Annotated in this window: 19 protein-coding genes; 7 read left to right on the top strand and 12 right to left on the bottom strand. The window is 69.3% G+C overall.

Features of this window, described 5'->3' with window-relative positions; all coding sequences use genetic code 11:
- Positions 1-2 precede the first annotated feature (2 nt).
- Positions 3-338 carry a PepSY domain-containing protein gene (locus AT699_RS24905; protein WP_020926634.1) on the bottom strand — a complete coding sequence of 112 codons (336 nt, stop codon included), beginning with the start codon at positions 336-338 and terminating at the stop codon, positions 3-5.
- A gap of 197 nt (positions 339-535) precedes the next feature.
- On the opposite strand from AT699_RS24905, the gene AT699_RS24900 reads away from it, so the two are divergent.
- From AT699_RS24900 to AT699_RS24890, 3 genes are read left to right on the top strand one after another with little or no spacing between them, the layout of a single operon-like run.
- Positions 536-883, top strand: a complete 348-nt coding sequence (locus AT699_RS24900) for a PepSY domain-containing protein (protein ID WP_006386695.1) — start codon at positions 536-538, stop codon at positions 881-883.
- Positions 883-1,545, top strand: a complete 663-nt coding sequence (locus AT699_RS24895; RefSeq protein WP_006386694.1) for a response regulator transcription factor — start codon at positions 883-885, stop codon at positions 1,543-1,545. Before AT699_RS24900 ends, AT699_RS24895 begins: the two co-directional genes overlap by 1 nt.
- Complete coding sequence (locus AT699_RS24890) at positions 1,542-2,924, top strand: sensor histidine kinase (RefSeq protein WP_024070200.1); 1,383 nt, start codon at positions 1,542-1,544, stop codon at positions 2,922-2,924. Before AT699_RS24895 ends, AT699_RS24890 begins: the two co-directional genes overlap by 4 nt.
- A 40-nt stretch (positions 2,925-2,964) precedes the next feature.
- Here AT699_RS24890 and AT699_RS24885 read toward each other — a convergent pair whose 3' ends face one another.
- The 4 genes from AT699_RS24885 to AT699_RS24870 all read right to left on the bottom strand — a co-directional run bounded on the left by AT699_RS24885 (position 2,965) and on the right by AT699_RS24870 (position 5,730).
- The gene (locus tag AT699_RS24885) at positions 2,965-3,393 is read right to left on the bottom strand and encodes a universal stress protein (protein ID WP_006384626.1); all 429 of its coding nucleotides are present in this window, start codon (positions 3,391-3,393) and stop codon (positions 2,965-2,967) included.
- A gap of 9 nt (positions 3,394-3,402) precedes the next feature.
- Positions 3,403-3,828 carry a universal stress protein gene (locus tag AT699_RS24880; RefSeq protein WP_020926638.1) on the bottom strand — a complete coding sequence of 142 codons (426 nt, stop codon included), beginning with the start codon at positions 3,826-3,828 and terminating at the stop codon, positions 3,403-3,405.
- A 134-nt stretch (positions 3,829-3,962) separates the two neighbouring features.
- Positions 3,963-4,766: a glutamate racemase gene (gene murI / locus AT699_RS24875; RefSeq protein WP_024070199.1), complete on the bottom strand. Its 804-nt coding sequence runs from the start codon at positions 4,764-4,766 to the stop codon at positions 3,963-3,965.
- A gap of 37 nt (positions 4,767-4,803) precedes the next feature.
- Complete coding sequence (locus AT699_RS24870; RefSeq protein ID WP_006386691.1) at positions 4,804-5,730, bottom strand: LysR family transcriptional regulator; 927 nt, start codon at positions 5,728-5,730, stop codon at positions 4,804-4,806.
- 133 nt (positions 5,731-5,863) lie between these two features.
- Here AT699_RS24870 and AT699_RS24865 point away from each other — a divergent pair, with 133 nt between their 5' ends.
- From AT699_RS24865 to AT699_RS24855, 3 genes are read left to right on the top strand one after another with little or no spacing between them, the layout of a single operon-like run.
- Positions 5,864-6,442, top strand: a complete 579-nt coding sequence (locus AT699_RS24865; RefSeq protein WP_006386690.1) for a chromate transporter — start codon at positions 5,864-5,866, stop codon at positions 6,440-6,442.
- Entirely contained in the window at positions 6,439-6,963 is a 525-nt protein-coding gene (locus AT699_RS24860) for a chromate transporter (protein WP_006386689.1), read from the top strand. The genes AT699_RS24865 and AT699_RS24860 overlap by 4 nt, the downstream gene beginning before the upstream one ends.
- A gap of 32 nt (positions 6,964-6,995) precedes the next feature.
- Positions 6,996-7,685 (top strand): DUF1345 domain-containing protein, encoded by a 690-nt coding sequence (locus tag AT699_RS24855; protein ID WP_024070197.1) that lies wholly within the window; start codon positions 6,996-6,998, stop codon positions 7,683-7,685.
- A 49-nt stretch (positions 7,686-7,734) separates the two neighbouring features.
- On the opposite strand, the gene AT699_RS24850 is transcribed toward AT699_RS24855, so the two are convergent.
- From AT699_RS24850 to AT699_RS24820, 7 genes are all read right to left on the bottom strand, one after another.
- A complete protein-coding gene (locus AT699_RS24850) occupies positions 7,735-8,865 on the bottom strand; it encodes a methyltransferase (RefSeq protein ID WP_006386687.1) in 1,131 nt (376 codons plus the stop codon).
- 154 nt (positions 8,866-9,019) lie between these two features.
- Positions 9,020-10,687 (bottom strand): OFA family MFS transporter, encoded by a 1,668-nt coding sequence (locus tag AT699_RS24845; RefSeq protein ID WP_006386686.1) that lies wholly within the window; start codon positions 10,685-10,687, stop codon positions 9,020-9,022.
- A 146-nt stretch (positions 10,688-10,833) separates the two neighbouring features.
- Positions 10,834-11,091: a formate dehydrogenase subunit delta gene (locus AT699_RS24840; protein WP_024070196.1), complete on the bottom strand. Its 258-nt coding sequence runs from the start codon at positions 11,089-11,091 to the stop codon at positions 10,834-10,836.
- 5 nt (positions 11,092-11,096) lie between these two features.
- Positions 11,097-11,933: a formate dehydrogenase accessory sulfurtransferase FdhD gene (gene fdhD / locus AT699_RS24835; RefSeq protein WP_024070195.1), complete on the bottom strand. Its 837-nt coding sequence runs from the start codon at positions 11,931-11,933 to the stop codon at positions 11,097-11,099.
- A 24-nt stretch (positions 11,934-11,957) separates the two neighbouring features.
- Complete coding sequence (gene fdhF / locus AT699_RS24830) at positions 11,958-14,834, bottom strand: formate dehydrogenase subunit alpha (RefSeq protein WP_024070194.1); 2,877 nt, start codon at positions 14,832-14,834, stop codon at positions 11,958-11,960.
- Positions 14,835-14,847: 13 nt separating this feature from the next.
- Positions 14,848-16,419, bottom strand: coding sequence for a formate dehydrogenase beta subunit (locus tag AT699_RS24825; RefSeq protein WP_024070193.1), 1,572 nt, complete (start codon positions 16,417-16,419; stop codon positions 14,848-14,850).
- Positions 16,416-16,973 (bottom strand): formate dehydrogenase subunit gamma, encoded by a 558-nt coding sequence (locus AT699_RS24820; protein ID WP_024070192.1) that lies wholly within the window; start codon positions 16,971-16,973, stop codon positions 16,416-16,418. Before AT699_RS24820 ends, AT699_RS24825 begins: the two co-directional genes overlap by 4 nt.
- A gap of 158 nt (positions 16,974-17,131) precedes the next feature.
- Between AT699_RS24820 and AT699_RS24815 the strand changes: the two genes are divergently transcribed.
- Positions 17,132-18,208: a substrate-binding domain-containing protein gene (locus AT699_RS24815; protein WP_006386679.1), complete on the top strand. Its 1,077-nt coding sequence runs from the start codon at positions 17,132-17,134 to the stop codon at positions 18,206-18,208.
- Positions 18,209-18,213: the final 5 nt, after the last annotated feature.

The raw sequence follows: 18,213 nt of genomic DNA, 5'->3' as shown, positions 1-18,213 counted from the left end.
CCTCAATCCTTGATACGGCTGCGCAGCACCGCGCCGGTCTGCGCGTCCACCCGCAGCTTCACGCGCTGGCCTTGCGGGTTGTCGGCCTTGACGTCGTAGCCGCGGTGATGCTCCAGTTCGATCTCGGTGATGTTGCGATAGCCCGCGGCGGTCAGCGTGTCATAGACCTGGCGCACGGTCAGGATCTGCGCGGCGGGGGCGGCCTGGACCGGCGCGGTTGCGGCGGGCGCCGGGGTCGCCGGAGCGGGCTGGGGCGCGGTCTGCGCCAGCGCGGCGGTGCCCGCGAGGGCGGCGGCGCCGATGGCCAGGGCGGACAGGGTCTTGCGGATCGGGTTCATGCGGTTTTCTCCTGAAGGTCGAGGTAGGGCCGTGGATCGGCCATGACGTCATTATTCGGCGGGGCGCATGAACCCGTTCTGAAGCCGCCGTTCACCCGCCGTTCATGTTCCGCCCGCTATAAATGAGGCGCTTGTGCTCCCTGTTTTTCCCCCGCGCGCCGGGTTACCCTGGAACGCGACCGCCCGACGGAATTCCCATGACCGCACGCCTACGTATCGCAATCTGGCTGACCGGCCTCGCGCTGGCCCTGGCGCTGGCCATCGGGCCGGGCGCGGGCCGCGCCGACGAAAGCGACCATGAACAGGCGCGCCAGGCCCTGCAGGCCGGCAAGGTGTTGCCGTTGCGGTCGGTGCTGGATATCGTCGAGCGTGATTTCCCTGGCCAGGTGGTCAAGGTGGAATTCGAGGAGGATGACGGCATCTTCCTCTACGAAATCCGCCTGCTGCAGCCCGGCGGCAGCCTGGTCAAGCTGAAGATCGATGCGCGCGACGGCACCGTGCTGGGCATGAAGGGGCGCGACATCCAATTCCGGAACCGACACTGATGCGCATACTTGTCGTCGAAGACGAACCGACCCTGGCCGCGCAGCTGGCCGAGGCCCTGCGACTTGCGGGTTATACCGTCGACGCCGCCGCGGACGGCGCCGACGCGCACTACATGGGCGAGGTCGAGACCTACGACGTGGTGGTGCTGGACCTGGGCTTGCCGGTGATGGACGGCCTGACGGTGCTCAAGCAATGGCGCGCGGCCGGCCGCGGCATGCCGGTCCTGATCCTGACCGCGCGCTCCAACTGGCACGAGAAGGTCGCCGGCATCGACGCCGGCGCCGACGACTACCTCACCAAGCCCTTCCACATGGAAGAACTGCTGGCGCGCGTGCGCGCCTTGCTGCGGCGGCACAGCAACCACGCCAGCGCGCAATGGCGCTGCGGTCCGCTGATGCTCGACACGCGGCTGGCCCGCGCCACTGTCGACGGCCAGCCGCTGAACCTCACCAGCCACGAATTCAAGGTGCTGGCGGTGCTGATGCAGCACGCCGGCGAGGTGGTCTCGCGCGGTGACCTGATCGAACACATCTACGCCCAGGACCACGACCGCGACTCCAACACCATCGACGTGTTCATTGGCCGCCTGCGCAAGAAGCTGCCGGCCGACACCATCGAGACCGTGCGCGGGCTGGGTTACCGGCTCGCCTGTCCGTCATGACCGCGTCGCGCGCGCCGGGGTCGCTGCGCTGGCGCATGCTGGCCGGCACGCTCGCCTGGATCGCGGCGATCATCGTGCTGGCCGGATGGGGACTGGGCAGCCTGTTTCGCCAGCACATTTCCGAACAGTTGCGGGCCGAGCTGGCGCTGCACATGAACCAGTTGACGGCGGCGGTCAGCGTGGCGCCGGACGGGCGGCCGACCGTGGCCTCTCCCTTGAGCGATCCCCGCCTGGAGCAGCCGCTGTCCGGCCTGTACTGGCAGATCGACCGTCTCGACGACGCCGGCCGCGTGGTGGCCGCGGGCGTGGCGCGTTCGCGCTCGTTGTGGGACCAGGTGCTGGCCCTGCCCGCCACTGACCGCACCGATGGTTTCCATGACATCGCCGGACCCGAGAACCACGACCTGAGCGCGCTGACGCGCCTGCTCAAGCCCGAAGACAGCGACGCCGGCGCGCTGCGCCTGGTGGTGGCCGCCGATCGCGCGGTGCTGGCCGAGCCCATCGAACGCTTCGACCACATGCTGTCGCTGTCGCTGGGCGCGCTGGCCGCCGGATTGGTGGCGGCAGCGGTGGTGCAGGTGATGGTTGGGTTGCGGCCGCTGGGGCGGCTGCGGCGCCAGCTGGCCGCGCAGCAGGGCCGCAACAGCGTGCGCATCGAGGGCCGTTTTCCCAGCGAGATCCAGCCGCTGGTCGATGATTTCAACCGCGTCCTGGCGGTCAACGCCGACATCGTGCAACGGGCGCGGACCCAGGCCGGCAACCTGGCGCATGCGGTCAAGACGCCGTTGACCATCCTGGGCAACGCGGCGATGCGCGAAGAGGGCGCCTTCGCCCGCCTGGTGCGTGAACAGGTTGCGATGGCGCAGCGCCAGATCGACCACCACCTGGCGCGCGCGCGCGCCGCGGCGGCCTCCGGCACGGCGGGCGGACGCACGCCGCTGCGGGCGCCGCTACAGGCGCTGTTGCGCGTCATGCAGCGCTTGTATGCGGCACGGGAACTGCAACTGGAGATGGACGAATTCGCCGACCGGCTCGAGTTTCGCGGCGAGGAGCAGGACCTGCAGGAAATGGTCGGCAACCTGCTCGACAACGCCTGCAAATGGGCCGCGCGGCGCGTCCGCATCGGCGCCCAGGCGACCGCGCCAGACCGCCTGAGCATCGTGATCGACGACGACGGCCCGGGCATCTCCGAAGACGAGCGCGAACGCATCTTCGAGCGTGGCGTGCGCATGGACGAGCAGCGGCCTGGTTCCGGCCTGGGCCTGGACATCGTGCGGGACCTGGCCGGCACCTATGGTGGCGAGGTCAGCGCGGGGCCATCGCCGCTGGGCGGGCTGCGCGTGACGCTGACCTTGCCGGCGTTGCCGACCGGCCTCTAGCGGACCTGCCGCGCCGGCCGCCTCGCGCCGTCGCCGGGGTTCAGCGCACCAGCGTCACCGGCACCTCGGCCAGTTGCACCACCTGGTTGGCGACCGAGCCGATCAGCACGCCGGCCAGCGCGCCATGGCCACGCGTGCCCATGACGATGCGCGCGCACTGGTGTTCCTGCGCATAGGCGTGGATCTCGATCGCGGGTTTGCCGAATTCGACATGGCTGGTGTAGTCGGTGCCGGTGACGTCGAGCAGCTTGCGCGCTTCATCGGCGGCTTCCTGGCCCTCGCGCACGTAGTACTCGTCGATCATGTCCTGCGTGACCAGCCGCGACAGGCCGGCGCGGCCCTGCGGCGGCGACTGGATGTTGAGCAGGTGGATGCGCGCGTCGGGCGCGCCCTGGGCCAGCTGGCGCGCGTGCAGCACGGCGCGGTTGGCATTGTCGGAACCGTCCACGGGGACGAGGATGTTCAGCATGGCGGCTCCTTACTTGACCAGGGTGACGGGCAATTCCGTCAGGTGCAGGACCTTGGTGGCGACCGAGCCCATGAACAGCGCGGCCACCGAGCCCATGCCGCGCGTGCCCATGTAGATTTCGTCGGCGTCGATCTCGGCGGCGACGCGGGCGATGGTCTCGGCCGCCGCGCCGGTCTCGATGCGCGGGGTGAACGGCACGCCGGCTTGCGCCAGCAAGGCGCTGGCGTCGCGCAGCGCGGCCTCGCCTTCTTCCTGGTGATAGGCGTCGATATCGGCCTGCGACAGGCCGCGGCCGATCTTGCCGGCCTGCAGCGGGATCTGCACGGTCAGCAGCTCCACGCGTTCGACGGGGTCATAGCTGCGCGCATCGAGCATGGCGCGCACGGCGTGGACGGCATGCTGCGAGCCGTCCACCGGGATCAGAATGCGTTTCATCGACGTCTCCTTGTTGTCCGCGAGCCCGCGGCCGCCCCGTCATGGCGGCGCCGCGGCAACTCCACTTTACGCAATTATTCCGCCGGACGGGGGCCGGCGGGATGCGCGCAATCAAAGGAAACGGAATCGGCCCGTCAGCACCAGCCGGGCGGCACCCGCGTGGCGGTCGCCGGCAGGCCGAGCAGTTGCGCGGCCAGGCCGGCCAGCGCGGCGGCGTCGCCGGTGGTCACCAGTTCCACCGCGCTGGCGCCCGCGCCCGCCAGCAGTCCGCGTTCCTGCAACTGGTGCCGCAGGCGCCGCGCCACCGGCCCGCCGGTTTCCAGCAATGGCACGGCGGGGCCCGCCGCGGCCTGGATCGCGTCATGCAGGAACGGGAAATGGGTGCAGCCCAGCACCAGCGCGTCGGCGCCCTGGGTCAGCAGTTCATGCACCGGCGCGGCCACGACGCGGGCGGCGGCCTCGCCTTGGATTTCACCGCGTTCCACCTGCAGCACCCATTCGGGGCAGGGGCGGAACTGGATGCGGATCTCCGGCGCCTCGCGCTGCACCAGGGCGGCGAACTTGGGGCTGGCCAGCGTGCCCGTGGTGGCGAAGACGCCCACCACGCCGCTGCGCGTCAGGTGCGCGGCCGGCTTGATGGCTGGTTCCACGCCGATGATCGCCAGGTCCGGATGGCGGGCGCGGAGGGCGGCGATGGCGGCGGCCGTGGCGGTGTTGCAGGCCACCACCATGGCCTTGGCCCGGCGCGACACCAGGTAGTCGGCGATGGCCAGCGCCCTTTGCTGGACGTATTGCTGCGTCTTCTCGCCGTAGGGCACGTGGGCGGAGTCGGCCACGTACAGCAGGTGCTCGTGCGGCAGGGCCTCGCGGATGGCGCGCAGCACGCTCAATCCGCCGACGCCGGAGTCGTATACGCCGATGGGATGGGGGGCGGGCATGGGGATGCGGCTGGGACAGGGGGTGGCCAGTGTAGCGCTATCGCGCCGGGTCCTCGGCTGCGCGGTGCGCCCGCACTTCCTCGATCAGGCGGCGGATGGCGCCGGTCAGCGGCGCGTCGCGCCAGATCAGCGTGAGCGGCGCGCGCATCGCCACCGGGCCGCTGACGTTGACGTACACCACGCCCTCGATATTGACCCGGCGCAGCGAGGCCGGCACCAGCGACACGCCCAGGCCGGCCGCCACCAGGCTGAGGGTGGACAGCATGCGCGGCGCTTCCTGGGCCACCCGGGGGCTGAAGCCCGCGGCGCGGCACGCCGAAATGATGGCGTCGTACAGTCCCGGGCCGTTGTGGCGGCGATACAGGATCAGCGATTCGTCGGCCAGTTCCGACAGGGCGATGCGCTTGCGCGCGCGGCCCTTGACCATGGGGTGGTCGGCCGGAAAGGCGGCCAGCATGCTTTCCTCCAGCACGGTCTCGACCGCCACGCCGCGGTCGACGCCATGGGCGCCGCGGATGAAGGCCACGTCGACGCGGCCGTCGCGCACGTCTTCCATCAGTTCGCCGGTGCTGCTTTCCTCCAGCACCAGGCGCACCTGCGGCGCGTTCTCGCGAAAGCGGCGGATCAGCGACGGCACGAAGGGATGGAAGGCCGCCGAACCGGTGAAACCCACCGTCAGCCTGCCGCTTTCGCCCAGCGACACGCGCCGCACGCCATCGACCGCCTGGTCGACCAGGGCCAGGATGCTGCGCGCGTCGGCCAGCAGGGCGCGGCCGCTTTCGGTCAGCTCCATGCCGCGCGGCAGCCGGTGGAACAGCGTGACGCCCAGCTCCTGTTCCAGCACGCGGATCTGCTGGCTCAGTGGGGGCTGGCGGATACCGAGCCGGGCGGCGGCCTTGGTCAGGTGGGATTCCTCGGCCACCGCCAGGAAATAGCGCAACAGACGCAGGTCGACGGATGCCATATGAATAGAATATGAGTGTTTAACCAGTCATATATTAGACATTATCCTGGCGCGGGAGTAGGCTGCGTGCTGTCTCTCCACTCCCGGCGCCGCGGCGCCGGCGCCTTGCGGACCCGCCGCGACCTCCACGACAATGAACGCAGCAGCACCTGATTCCCCCGACGCCGCCACGCGGCCGCCGCCCACTTGCGGGCAACTGTTCTACGGATTCCTCATGCTCGGCCTGACCGCCTTCGGCGGCGCGCTGCCCCTGGCGCGCCGCATGGTGGTCGAAAAGCACCGCTGGCTGTCCGGCGCCGAGTTCACCGACCTGCTGGGGCTGTGCCAGTTCCTGCCGGGCGGCAACATCATCAACCTGTCGGTGGCGCTGGGCATGAAGTTCCGCGGCCCGCGCGGCGCCTTCGCGGCGCTGATGGGCCTGATCCTGGCGCCTTCGGCCATCGTGGTGCTGCTGGGCATGGTCTACGACCGCTTCCAGAACGACCCGCACATCCAGCACCTGTTCGCCGGGCTGGCCGCGGCTGCCGCGGGGCTGCTGATTTCGATGGCGGTCAAGATCGGCATGCCGGTCCTGAAGCGCCGCGATTGGCTGGCCGGCCTGGTGGCCACGGCCTGTTTCATCGCCATCGCGGTGCTGCGCATCCCGCTGCTGCCGACCATGGCGGTGCTGACGCCGCTGAGCATCCTGCTGGTCTGGAGGCAACGTCGATGATGCAGACCCTGATCGCCCTGGCCATCATCTTTTCGCAGCTGTCGGTGCTGGCCTTCGGCGGCGGCAACACCATCCTGCCCGAAATGCAGCGCCAGGTGGTGGAGGTGCACGGCTGGATGACGGCCGCCGACTTCTCCGCGCTGTTCGCCCTGGGCCAGGCGGCGCCCGGCCCCAACCTGATGGTGGTCACGCTGGTCGGCTGGCACGTGGCCGGCTGGGCCGGCATGCTGGTCACCACGCTGGCCAAGTTCGGGCCGTCGTCCCTCATCACCATCATCGCCCTGGGCCTGTGGGAGCGCTTCAAGGACCGGCCCTGGCGCGGCGTGATCCAGGCCGGCATCTTCCCCATGACGGTGGGGCTGGTGGCCGCCAGCGCCGCCCTGATCACCGAGGCCTCGGTGCATTCCTGGCTGCTGGGCGCCATCACCGCCGTGGTCGCGTTGCTGGGCAGCGCCTCGCGCATCCACCCGTTATGGCTGCTGTTCGGCGGGGCGCTGGTCGGATTGCTCGCTATCGGTTAGCGTTTAGGCTCCTGCCACGCTGGGAGTCCGCCATGACGCTGCCGGTCAAGGATCCGGATATCGAATCACCGCCCGCCGGGATCGCGCCGCTGCCGTTCTTCCATGCGCACCGGCGGCTGGTGCTGTGCGGCGCGCTGTTCGCCATCCTGGCGGGCGCGCTGTGGCGCGTCGGCCTCACGCCCAGCCGCGCCGGGCTGCTGGCGTTCGACGTGGCGGCGCTGGTGTTCCTGCTGCTGACCGGCGCCGCGTTCGGCAGGGCCACGCCGGACATGATGCGGGTACGCGCGCAGCAGGTCGACGTCGGCCGCAGCGCCGTGCTCTGGAGCAGCGTGGCGCTGTCCTGCCTGGTGATGGCGGCGCTGTGGACCGAAATGCGCGCGGCAGGCGGCGCCGAGGGCGTGGCCGACCTGGTGGCGGCCGCCGTCAGCATCGTGCTGTCGTGGCTCTACCTGAACATGATCTTCGCGCTGCATTACGCGCATGGCTACTACAGCTATCGCAATGCCCTGCACAAGGGCCTGGATTTTCCGGGCAAGGAAGACCCCGACTACTGGGACTTCGCCTATTTCGCCCTGGTGCTGGGCATGACGTTCCAGGTTTCCGACGTGCAGATCGTCAGCCGGCGGATGCGGCGCACGGCGCTGGTGCACAGCGTCATCGCCTTCTTCTTCAACGTCTTCATCATCGCCATCAGCGTCAACGTCGCGGCGGGGCGGGCATGAAAAAACGGCCGTGAAGCCGTTTTTTTACCGTGAGGCCGGTTGACCGCTCTCAGGCCGCCGCCAGCCGCCATAGCGACGTGACTTCCTTCGAGCGCGCCGCGTACAAGGGATCGTCGGGATCCTTGGCGCGGCCATGCGTGGGCCGCGTATCGATGCGTTCCAGCACGCGCAGGCCGGCCTGCTCGATCATCTCCAGCAATTGCTCGCGGGTGCGCAGCCCCAGGTGCTCGGCCAGGTCCGACAGGATCAGCCAGCCCTCGCCGCTGGGCGTCAGGTGCGCCGCCAGCCCGTTCAGGAAGCCCCGCAGCATGCGGCTGTCGGGGTCGTAGACGGCGTGCTCGACGGGCGAACTGGGCCGGGCCGGCAGCCACGGCGGGTTGCAGACGGCCAGCGACACCCGGCCTTCGGGAAAGAGGTCGGCCTGCGCCACCTCGACCTGTTTCGACAGGCCCAGCCGTTCGAGGTTTTCGCGGGCGCAGGCCAGCGCCCGCGGGTCCATGTCGGTGGCGATGACGCGCTTGCCGCCGCGCCGCGCCAGCACCGCCGCCAGCACGCCGGTGCCGGTGCCGATATCGAAGGCCACGCTGCCGCGCGGCATCGGCGTGCGCGCCACCAGGTCGATGTACTCGCCGCGCAACGGCGAAAACACGCCGTAGTGGGGGTGGATGCGGTTGTCCAGCGCGGGGATCTCCACGCCTTTCTTGCGCCATTCGAAGGCGCCGATCAGGCCCAGCAGTTCGCGCAGCGACGCCACGTAGGGCTCGTTGGCGGGGCCGTGGGCCTCTTCGCAGGCCTGCCGCGCATCCGGCGCGCGGCGCAGCGAAATGCCGTGGCCGGCGTCGAACGGAATCAGCAGCATGCCCAGGACGCGGGCGCGCTGCGACTGGATCTGGCGATGCTGGTTGAAGGCCTCCAGCATGGTGTCCACCGGCTTGCGCGGACGCTTGTCGACCCGCCGGGTCATGGCCTGCAGCAACTGGCGCGCATTCTGGAAGTCGCCACGCCACAGCAGGCCGACCCCTTCGCAGGCCAGGCGATAGGCCGCGTCCGCCGTGGTGCGGTCGTCGGCCAGCACCACGCGCTTGGGGGGCGCGGCGCCCGATTCCGAGCGCCAGCGGGCGCTATGGTGGGTCAGGTCCGGGGCCTCGCCCTCCGTCCAATGCAGTTCAGGCTGGGTCAACGGGACGCTCCGGGCAGGGAAGGCTTGGGGGACAGGGCGGTCATGAAACGGGGAAATCCGGGGAACGGAAAAAGAAAAGGCGCGGGCTGCCAATGTAGCAGCTTCGCGCCCCGTGGGCGGCGGACGAGGCGTGGCGCCGCCCGCCGGGTCCGTCTCAGTGGAACAGCACCACCGTCTTTTGCAGCGTGATCCAGATGCCCCAGGCCAGCGGGATGCCGACGCAGGCCCAGGCGAACAGCACCAGGGCCAGCGGCGTGCGGAAGGTCGAGGCGCCCACGCCATGGGTCTCGGCGGCCACGGCGCGCTCGTGCGCCAGGGCCTTTTCGCGCGCCAGTTCCTCGTCGTTCATGAAGTACTTGGGATTCACCGGGCGGATCGCCAGGTTGCACAGGAAGCCCAGCACCAGCATGCCCGCCAGGATGTACATGGTGATGTCGTAGACCTGCGCCCGCGGCACGCCGATGGACAGCTGGTATTCGCGGATGTAGTTCACCAGCACCGGCCCGAAGATGCCCGCCGCCGACCACGCCGTGAGCAGGCGGCCGTGGATGGCGCCCACCATCTGCGTGCCGAACAGGTCCGCCAGGTAGGCCGGCACGGTGGAAAAGCCGCCGCCGTACATCGACAGGATGACGCAGAAGGCCCCCACGAACAACGCCAGCGCGCCCATGTGCGCGGTCCACGGAATGGCCGCGTACAGCGCGAAGCCCAGCACGAAGAACACCAGGTAGGTCATCTTGCGGCCCAGCTTGTCCGACAGGCTGGCCCAGAAGAAGCGGCCGCCGATATTGAACAGGCTGAGCAGGCCGGTAAAGCCCGCGGCGATGGCGGCGATCGCGGCCAGCTGGCTCTTGTCGAGCTGGCCGTAGCCCAGCTCGGGCTTGTTGATCAGGCCGCCGCCGAACACTTCCTGCAGCAGCGGCGAGGCCATGCCCAGGATGCCGATGCCGGCGGTCACGTTCAGGCACAGCACCAACCACACCAGCCAGAACTGCGGCACGCCCCAGACCCGCTTCACGTGCACGTGGCCCTTGGTGATCATGACGTTGTTGGCGTGCTTGGCGGGCGCGGTCCAGCCTTGCGGCTTCCAGCCGGTGGGCGGCACGCGGTAGCCGAGCGCGCCCGACATCATGAAGACGAAGTACACCAGCGCCATGGTCAGGAAGGTCTGCCACACGCCCGGCGAGGTGGGCGTGGCGAAGTGGCGCATCAGCACGTCGGCCAGCGGCGCGCCGATCATGGCGCCGCCGCCGAAGCCCATGATGGCCATGCCCGTCGCCATGCCGCGACGGTCCGGGAACCACTTGATCAGCGTGCTGACCGGCGAGATATAGCCCAGCCCCAGCCCGATGCCGCCGATGACGCCCGAGCCCAGCCACAGCATCCACATCTGGTGCAGGTAGACGCCGGCCGCCGAGATCACCAGGCCGCCGCACCAGCACAGCGCCGACACCACGCCGGCCTTGCGCGGTCCGGCGCGTTCCAGCCAGCCGCCCCACAGGGCCGCCGAGCAGCCCAGCAGCACGAAGAACAGCGTGTACATCCACCCCATGGTGGAGATGCGCCAGTCGCAACTGGTGGTGAACAGTTCGGCGACCAGGCTCATGTCGGCCGGGCATTGCAGCGGCTGGGCGCCGCCGATGGCCTTGGACAGGGGCAGCCAGAACACCGAAAAGCCATAGGCCATGCCGATGCAAAGGTGGATGGCCAGCGCGGCCGGGGGTACCAGCCAGCGCGAGAAGCCCGGCCCGGCGATGGTGCGTTCTTTGTCCAGGAAGCCCGGCTTGGCGCCGGGCAGGTCGAGTGTTGCAGTGCTTTCCATGAGGTCTCCTCGGGGTGCGGCTTTATAGCGGCGTTGGCTGGAGAAATCCAGTCCCGCCGTCTCTTGTTGAACCCTTTGCTGCGGTAAAGCTTGCTGCGCCCGCGCGCCGTCGTGGGCACGCGGATCGGTGTGGACGCGTCGGTCGGTCAGGACAAGCGCGCCAGCGGTGTCAGGCGTTCGCGGTTCTGCGCCACCGCCTCCAGCACCAGCGGATGCAATTGGTGTTCGCCGGCATCGCCGTCGGGCTGCCGCGCCAGGAAGTCCAGCAGCTCGTTGCGCATGCGGGGCTCCCAGAATTTGTGGATGTGGTTGGCCACGCCTTCCACCGCTTCCGGCCGCAGCGGCATGGCTTCGAAGAATTGGCCGATGCGGTTGGCCATGCGGATCAGGTTGCCGATTTCCATGCGTGTCAGGTCTGCGAAGTGATGCGTTCAGGGTGGGAATACAGGGTCGCGTCGTCGTCGCGCAAAAAGCCCAGCAGCGCGATGCCGGCGCTGTCGGCCAGGCGCACGGCCAACGCGGTCGGGGCCGATACCGCCGCCAGGATGCCGACGCCGGCCGCTGCGGTCTTCTGCACCATCTCGAAGCTGGCGCGGCTGGACACCAGCACCACGCCGTGCGCGGCGGACAGGGCCTGGCGCGCCAGCGCGCCGACCAGCTTGTCGAGCGCGTTGTGGCGGCCCACGTCCTCGCGCACCAGGGCCACGGCGCCGCTGGCGTCGGCCCAGCCGGCGGCGTGGGTGGCGCCGGTCAGGTCATGCAGCGCCTGGCGCGCGCGCATGTCGCGCATCGCCCGCAGCACCGCGCCCACCGGCAGCGGCGCGCCGGCAGGCACCGGCGCGACCGGCCGCAGCACCTCGGGCAGCGTCTCGACGCCGCACAGCCCGCAGCCGGTGCGTCCGGCCATGGCGCGGCGGCGCGATTTCAAGCGCGCCTCGCAGGCGCTGGAAATCTCGATCTGCACCACGATGCCGTCGCATTGCGGCAGCACGTCGATGCCGCGCACGTCGGCCACGCTGTCGATGATGCCTTCCGACAGCGAAAAGCCGACGGCGAAGTCCTCCAGGTCGGCGGGCGTGGCCAGCATGGTGGCGTGGCTGATGCCGTTGAACTCCAGCGCCACTGGCGTTTCCTCGGCCAGCCGGTCGCCCTCGGCGTGCGGCGCGATGGCGCCGGAGCGCACGCGGGTCACCTGGGCCGCCACGGAATCGGGGCGGTCTGCGGGGGAGGAAGGGCTGTGGTCCATGGCGGCTCCGGCCGGCTGTCGGGGTTATTTCCCCGCCAGCGTGGCTTCGCTTTCGCGTGAGCGCTCGCGCAGCAGCTTCTGCTGGATGTCCGCGAAGCGCGACCATTGCCGCTGCCATTCCGATGGCTGGGACACGCGCGTGACCTGCACGGCCGTGACCTTGTACTCGGGGCAGTTGGTGGCCCAGTCGGAACTGTCGGTGGTGACGACGTTGGCGCCGGACTCGGGGAAGTGGAAGGTGGTGTATACCACGCCCGGCTGCACCCGGTCGGTCAGGGTCGCGCGCAGCACCGTCTCGCCCGAGCGGCTCTGGATGCCGACCCAGTCGCCTTCGTTGACGCCACGGTCCTCGGCGTCCTGCGGATGGATCTCCAGCACGTCCTCGCTGTGCCACATGACATTGGGCGTGCGGCGCGTCTGCGCGCCCACGTTGTATTGCGACAGGATGCGGCCGGTGGTCAACAGCAGCGGGAAGCGGCGCGTGCTGCGTTCGTCGGTCGGCACGTACTTGGTGATCATGAACTTGCCCTTGCCGCGCACGAAGCTGTCGATGTGCATGATCGGCGTGCCCTCGGGCGCGTCGTCGTTGCATGGCCATTGCAGGCTGCCCAGCTTGTCCAGCTTCTCGTAGCTGACGCCGCTGAAGGTCGGCGTCAGGCGCGCGATCTCCTCCATGATCTCGCGCGGGTGGCGGTAGTTCATGGGATAGCCCAGCGCGTTCGACAGCGCCACGGTCACTTCCCAGTCGGCCTTGCCGTTCTTCGGTTCCATCACCTTGCGCACGCGCGAGATGCGGCGCTCGGCGTTGGTGAAGGTGCCGTCCTTTTCCAGGAACGACGAACCCGGCAGGAACACGTGCGCGTACTTGGCGGTCTCGTTCAGGAACAGGTCCTGCACCACGATGCACTCCATCGCCGCCAGCGACGCCGCCACGTGCTGCGTGTTGGGGTCGGACTGCACGATGTCCTCGCCCTGGCAGTACAGGCCCTTGAAGGTGCCGCCCAGCGCGGCCTCGAACATGTTGGGAATGCGCAGGCCGGGCTCGGGCTGCAGCGTCACGCCCCAGTCCTGCTCGAACTGCGCCCGCGCCACGTTGTCGGAAATGTGGCGGTAGCCCGGCAGCTCGTGCGGGAACGAACCCATGTCGCAGGAGCCCTGCACGTTGTTCTGGCCGCGCAGCGGGTTCACGCCCACGCCCTCGCGGCCGACATTGCCGGTGGCCATGGCCAGGTTGGCGATGGCCATGACGGTGGTCGATCCCTGGCTGTGCTCGGTCACGCCCAGGCCGTAGTAGATCGAGCCGTTGCCGCCGGTGGCGAACAGGCGCGCCGCGCCGCGCACGGCCTGCGCCGGCACGCCGGTGATCTCGGCCATGGCTTCGGGCGAGTTCTCGGGCAGCGACACGAAGTCGCGCCATTCCTGGAACGCCTTGGCCTCGCAGCGCTCGGCCACGTAGGCCTCGTCGATCAGCCCTTCGGTGGCGATCACGTGCGCCATCGATGACAGCAGCGCGGTGTTGGTGCCGGGCCGCACCTGCAGGTGGAAGTCGGCCTTGATGTGCGGCGAACTCACCAGCTCGATGCGGCGCGGGTCGATCACGATCAGCCGCGCGCCCTGGCGCAGGCGGCGCTTCAGGCGCGAGGCGAACACCGGATGGCCGCTGGAGGGGTTGGCGCCCATGACGATGACCACGTCGGTGTGCATCACCGAGTCGAAGGTCTGGGTGCCGGCGGATTCGCCCAGCGTCTGCTTCAGCCCGTAGCCCGTGGGCGAATGGCACACGCGGGCGCAGGTGTCGACGTTGTTGGTGCCGAAGGCGGCGCGCACCAGCTTCTGCACCAGCCAGGTTTCCTCGTTGGTGCAGCGCGACGAGGTGATGCCGCCGACCGCGTCGCGGCCGTACTGGCCCTGGATGCGGCGGAATTCGGAAGCCGCGTACTCGATCGCCTCTTCCCACGACACTTCGCGCCAGGAATCGGTGATGCGCTTGCGGATCATCGGCTTGAGCACGCGTTCCTTGTGGGTGGCGTAGCCCCAGGCGAAGCGGCCCTTGACGCACGAGTGGCCGCGATTGGCCTGGCCGTCCTTCCACGGCACCATGCGCACCACTTCCTGGCCCTTCATCTCGGCCTTGAAGCCGCAGCCCACGCCGCAATAGGCGCAGGTGGTGACCACCGAGTGCTCGGCCTGGCCCATCATGATGACGGTCTTTTCCTGCAGGGTCGCGGTCGGACAGGCTTGCACGCAGGCGCCGCAGGACACGCATTCGCTGTCCAGGAACGGCTGGTCCTGCCCCGGCGACACGCGCGACTCGAAGCCCTTGCCGGAGATGGTCAGCGCGAAGGTGCCCTGGGTTTCCTCGCAGGCGCGCACGCAGCGGTTGCAGACGATGCACTTGGAGGCGTCATAGGTGAAGTACGGATTGGACTCGTCCTTCTCGCTTTTCAAGTGATTGGCGCCGTCATAGCCGTAGCGCACGTTGCGCAGCCCCACCACGCCGGCCATGTCCTGCAGCTCGCAGTCGCCGTTGGCCGGACAGGTCAGGCAGTCCAGCGGATGGTCGGAGATGTACAGCTCCATCACCCCGCGCCGCAGGTCGTGCAGCTTGGGCGTTTCGGTGAACACCACCATGCCGTTCTCGGCCGGCGTGGTGCACGAGGCGGGATAGCCGCGCCGGCCCTCGATCTGCACCAGGCACAGGCGGCACGAGCCGAACGGCTCCAGGCTGTCGGTGGCGCAGAGCTTGGGGATGTTGATGCCGGCCTCGGCGGCCGCGCGCATCAGCGAGGTGCCTTCGGCCACGGTGATTTCCTGGCCGTCGATGGTCAGGGTGACGGTCTTTTCGGACACCCGCGCCGGGGTGCCCAGATCGCGGTCGCGCTTGATGACGGTTTCTAGCATGGCGGTCTCGGATTCAGGCGGGGTGGGCGGCGGACTGCGCGGACTCGATGCCGAAGTCCTGCGGGAAGTGGTTCAGCGCGGACAGCACCGGGTAGGGCGCCATGCCCCCCAGGGCGCACAGCGATCCGCCCAGCATGGTGTCGCACAGGTCGCGCAGCAGGTGCACCTGCTGTTCGCGCCCCGGGCCGCCGGCGGTGATCTTGTCGATGGTCTCCACGCCACGGGTCGAGCCGATGCGACAGGGCGTGCACTTGCCACAGGACTCGATGGCGCAGAACTCCATCGCATAGCGCGCCATGCGCGCCATGTCGACGCTGTCGTCGAACGCCACCAGGCCGCCGTGGCCGATCATGGCCGAGATCTGGACATAGGCTTCGTAGTCCAGCGGCACGTCCCACTGCGATTCCGGCAGGTAGGCGCCCAGCGGGCCGCCGACCTGCACCGCGCGCAGTGGCCGGCCCGAGGCGCTGCCGCCGCCGAAGGTGTAGAGCAGGTCGCGCAGGCTCAGGCCGAAGGCCTTTTCCACCAGCCCGCCCTGCTTGAGGTTGCCGGCCAGCTGGAACGGCAGCGTGCCGTGCGAGCGGCCCACGCCGTAGTCGCGGTAATAGGCCGCGCCCTTGGCCAGGATGATCGGCACGGTGGCCAGCGAGATCACGTTGTTGATCACGGTGGGCTTGCCGAACAGGCCCGCGATCGCCGGCAGCGGCGGCTTGGCGCGCACCACGCCGCGCTTGCCCTCGATGCTCTCCAGCAGCGAGGTTTCCTCGCCGCAGATATAGGCGCCGGCGCCCTTGCGCACTTCCAGGTCGAAGCGGCGGCCGCTGCCGTGCACGTCGTCGCCCAGCCAGCCGACGTCGCGCGCCCGTTCGATGGCGGCCTCCAGCGTGGCGATGGCGTGCGGGTATTCGGAACGCACGTAGATGTAGCCGTAGGTCGCGTCCACCGCCAGGCCGGCGATGGTCATGCCCTCGATCAGCACGTAGGGGTCGCCTTCCATCAGCAGGCGATCGGCGAAGGTGCCCGAATCGCCCTCGTCGGCATTGCAGACGATGTACTTGCGGTCGGCCGGCGACCCCAGCACGGTCTTCCACTTGATGCCGGTGGGAAAGGCCGCGCCGCCGCGTCCGCGCAGGCCCGACGTGACCATCTCTTCGACGATGGCGGCGGGCTCCATGGCCAGCGCGCGCTTCAGGCCCTGCAGGCCGCCGTGCGCGGCGTAGTCCTGCAGCGACAGCGGATCGATCACGCCGACGCGGGCGAAGGTCAGGCGTTCCTGCTGCTTGAGATAAGGAATCTCCTCGGTCAGGCCCAGGCCCAGCGGATGCGCGCCGCCCGTCAGCCAGCCGGCGTCGAACAGCGCCGGCACGTCCTCGGGCTGCACCGGCCCGTAGGCCAGGCGGCCCTGGGGCGTGGCGATCTCGACCAGCGGTTCCAGCCACAGCAGGCCGCGCGAGCCGTTGCGCACCACTTGCACGGCCAGGCCGCGTTCGTCGGCGGCCAGTTCGATGGCGGCGGCCACGGCGTCGGCGTCCATGGCCAGCGCCGCGGCGTCGCGCGGCACGTAGATCAGGGTGGGGGCGCTCATTGGCCGGCCTCCCGCGCGCGATGCAGCAGGCGGTCGAGCTTGGTCGGCGTGACGCGTGCGTGCGGCTGGCCGTCCAGCATCACCGCCGGCGACTGGGCGCACAGGCCCAGGCAGTACACCGGCTCCAGCGTGAAGTCGCCGTCGCGCGTGCTGGCATGGAAATCACAGCCCAACGCCTGGCGCGCATGGGCGGCCAGTTGTTCGCCGCCCATCGCCTGGCAGGACTCGGCGCGGCACACTTCCAGCGTGTGGCGCCCGGCGGGTTCGCTGCGGAAATGGGGGTAGAAGGTGATGACGCCGTGGACTTCGGCGCGCGACAGGTTCAGGGCCTCGGCGATGGTCTGCACCGCCTCGGCCGGAATACAGCCCAGTTCGTGCTGCACCGCGTGCAGCACCGGCAACAGGGGGCCGGGCTGGTCCTTCAGGCGCGCCAGGATGCGGGCGGTGGCCGCCACCGCCGGGCTGGCGGACGCCTGGGCGGCGTCCAACGCCAACGCGCCGCCACGGGCGCCGCCGGTGGAAGCCAGATCGGATTTTGCCTCGCGCTGGCGCATGGCGGTCTCCTCCAGTAGTGCTGGGCCCCGTAGGGTGGGGGGCTGTTGTGATGGGAGGTCAGGGTGATTTATATGCAAAGAAAAACATATAAAATTCCCGTGCCTCGCGTTATTTGTGTACTCTAAACAGGTAATTAATCGCCTTCAATAAGAAATAAATGACATATAAGTTCCGAATCGGCCTGCGGCCGCAATGGACCTTGGGTGGAGACGACGGCGCCCCCGTGCCGCTGCAGGACATGCTGGCGCTGCTGGCCGCCATCGACGCCACCGGCAACATCGCCGGCGCCTGTCGCGCCTGTGATCTGTCATACCGGCACGCCTGGGGCGTGCTGCGCCGCTTCGAAGGCATCTTCGGCACCCAGCTGCTGATCACCAACCGTCGCCAGGGCACCCAGCTGTCGCCGTTCGCGCAGCGCCTGCTGTGGGCCAACCGCCGCATCGAGGCGCGGTTGATGCCCACGCTCGACAGCCTGGCCTCGGAACTGCAGGAGGAACTGGCGCGGCTCTTGCCGGAAAACGATCCGCACCTGCGGCTGCACGCCAGCCACGGCTTCGCGGTGGAATCGCTGATGGAACACATGGGCGGGCGCAAGCCGGGGCTGGAACTGCGTTACCGCACCGCGATCGAGGCGCTGGCCTCGCTCGAGCGCGGCGAATGCGACCTGGCGGGCTTCCAGGTGCCGCTGGGCGACTTCGAGGCGCCCATCATGGATCGCTACGCACAGTGGCTGCACGCCGACGATTACGTGCTGATCCACCTGGCGGTGCGCAATACCGGGCTGTTCGTGATGGCCGGCAATCCCAAGCGCATCAGCGGCATGGCCGACCTGGCGCGCCAGGACGTGCGTTTCGTCAACCGCCAGATCGGCTCCAGCACGCGCTATCTGGTCAGCCTGATGCTGCAGCGCGCGGGGGTCTCGATCAGCGAGGTTCAGGGCTACGAGACCAACGAATTCACCCACATGGCGATCGCCGCCCACATTGCCAGCGGCATGGCCGATACCGGTGTGGGCGTGGAGACCGCCGCCTGCCGCTTCGGCCTGGACTTCATCCCGCTGGTGCGCGAGCGTTATTTCTTCGCCATCCGCAAGAGCGCGCTCGAAACGCCCGCCATGCGCGACCTGCTGTCCATCATGCGCAGCCCCGACTACGTCGGCTACGTCGGCCAGCTGGTGGGCTACGACGCCCGCGACACCGGCCGCCTGCAGACCCTTGAAGAGGCATTTTCCTAGGCGCG

The organism is Achromobacter xylosoxidans (genome assembly GCF_001457475.1).
Classification (GTDB): domain Bacteria; phylum Pseudomonadota; class Gammaproteobacteria; order Burkholderiales; family Burkholderiaceae_B; genus Achromobacter; species Achromobacter xylosoxidans.
This window is presented reverse-complemented; position numbering and strand designations above follow the sequence as displayed.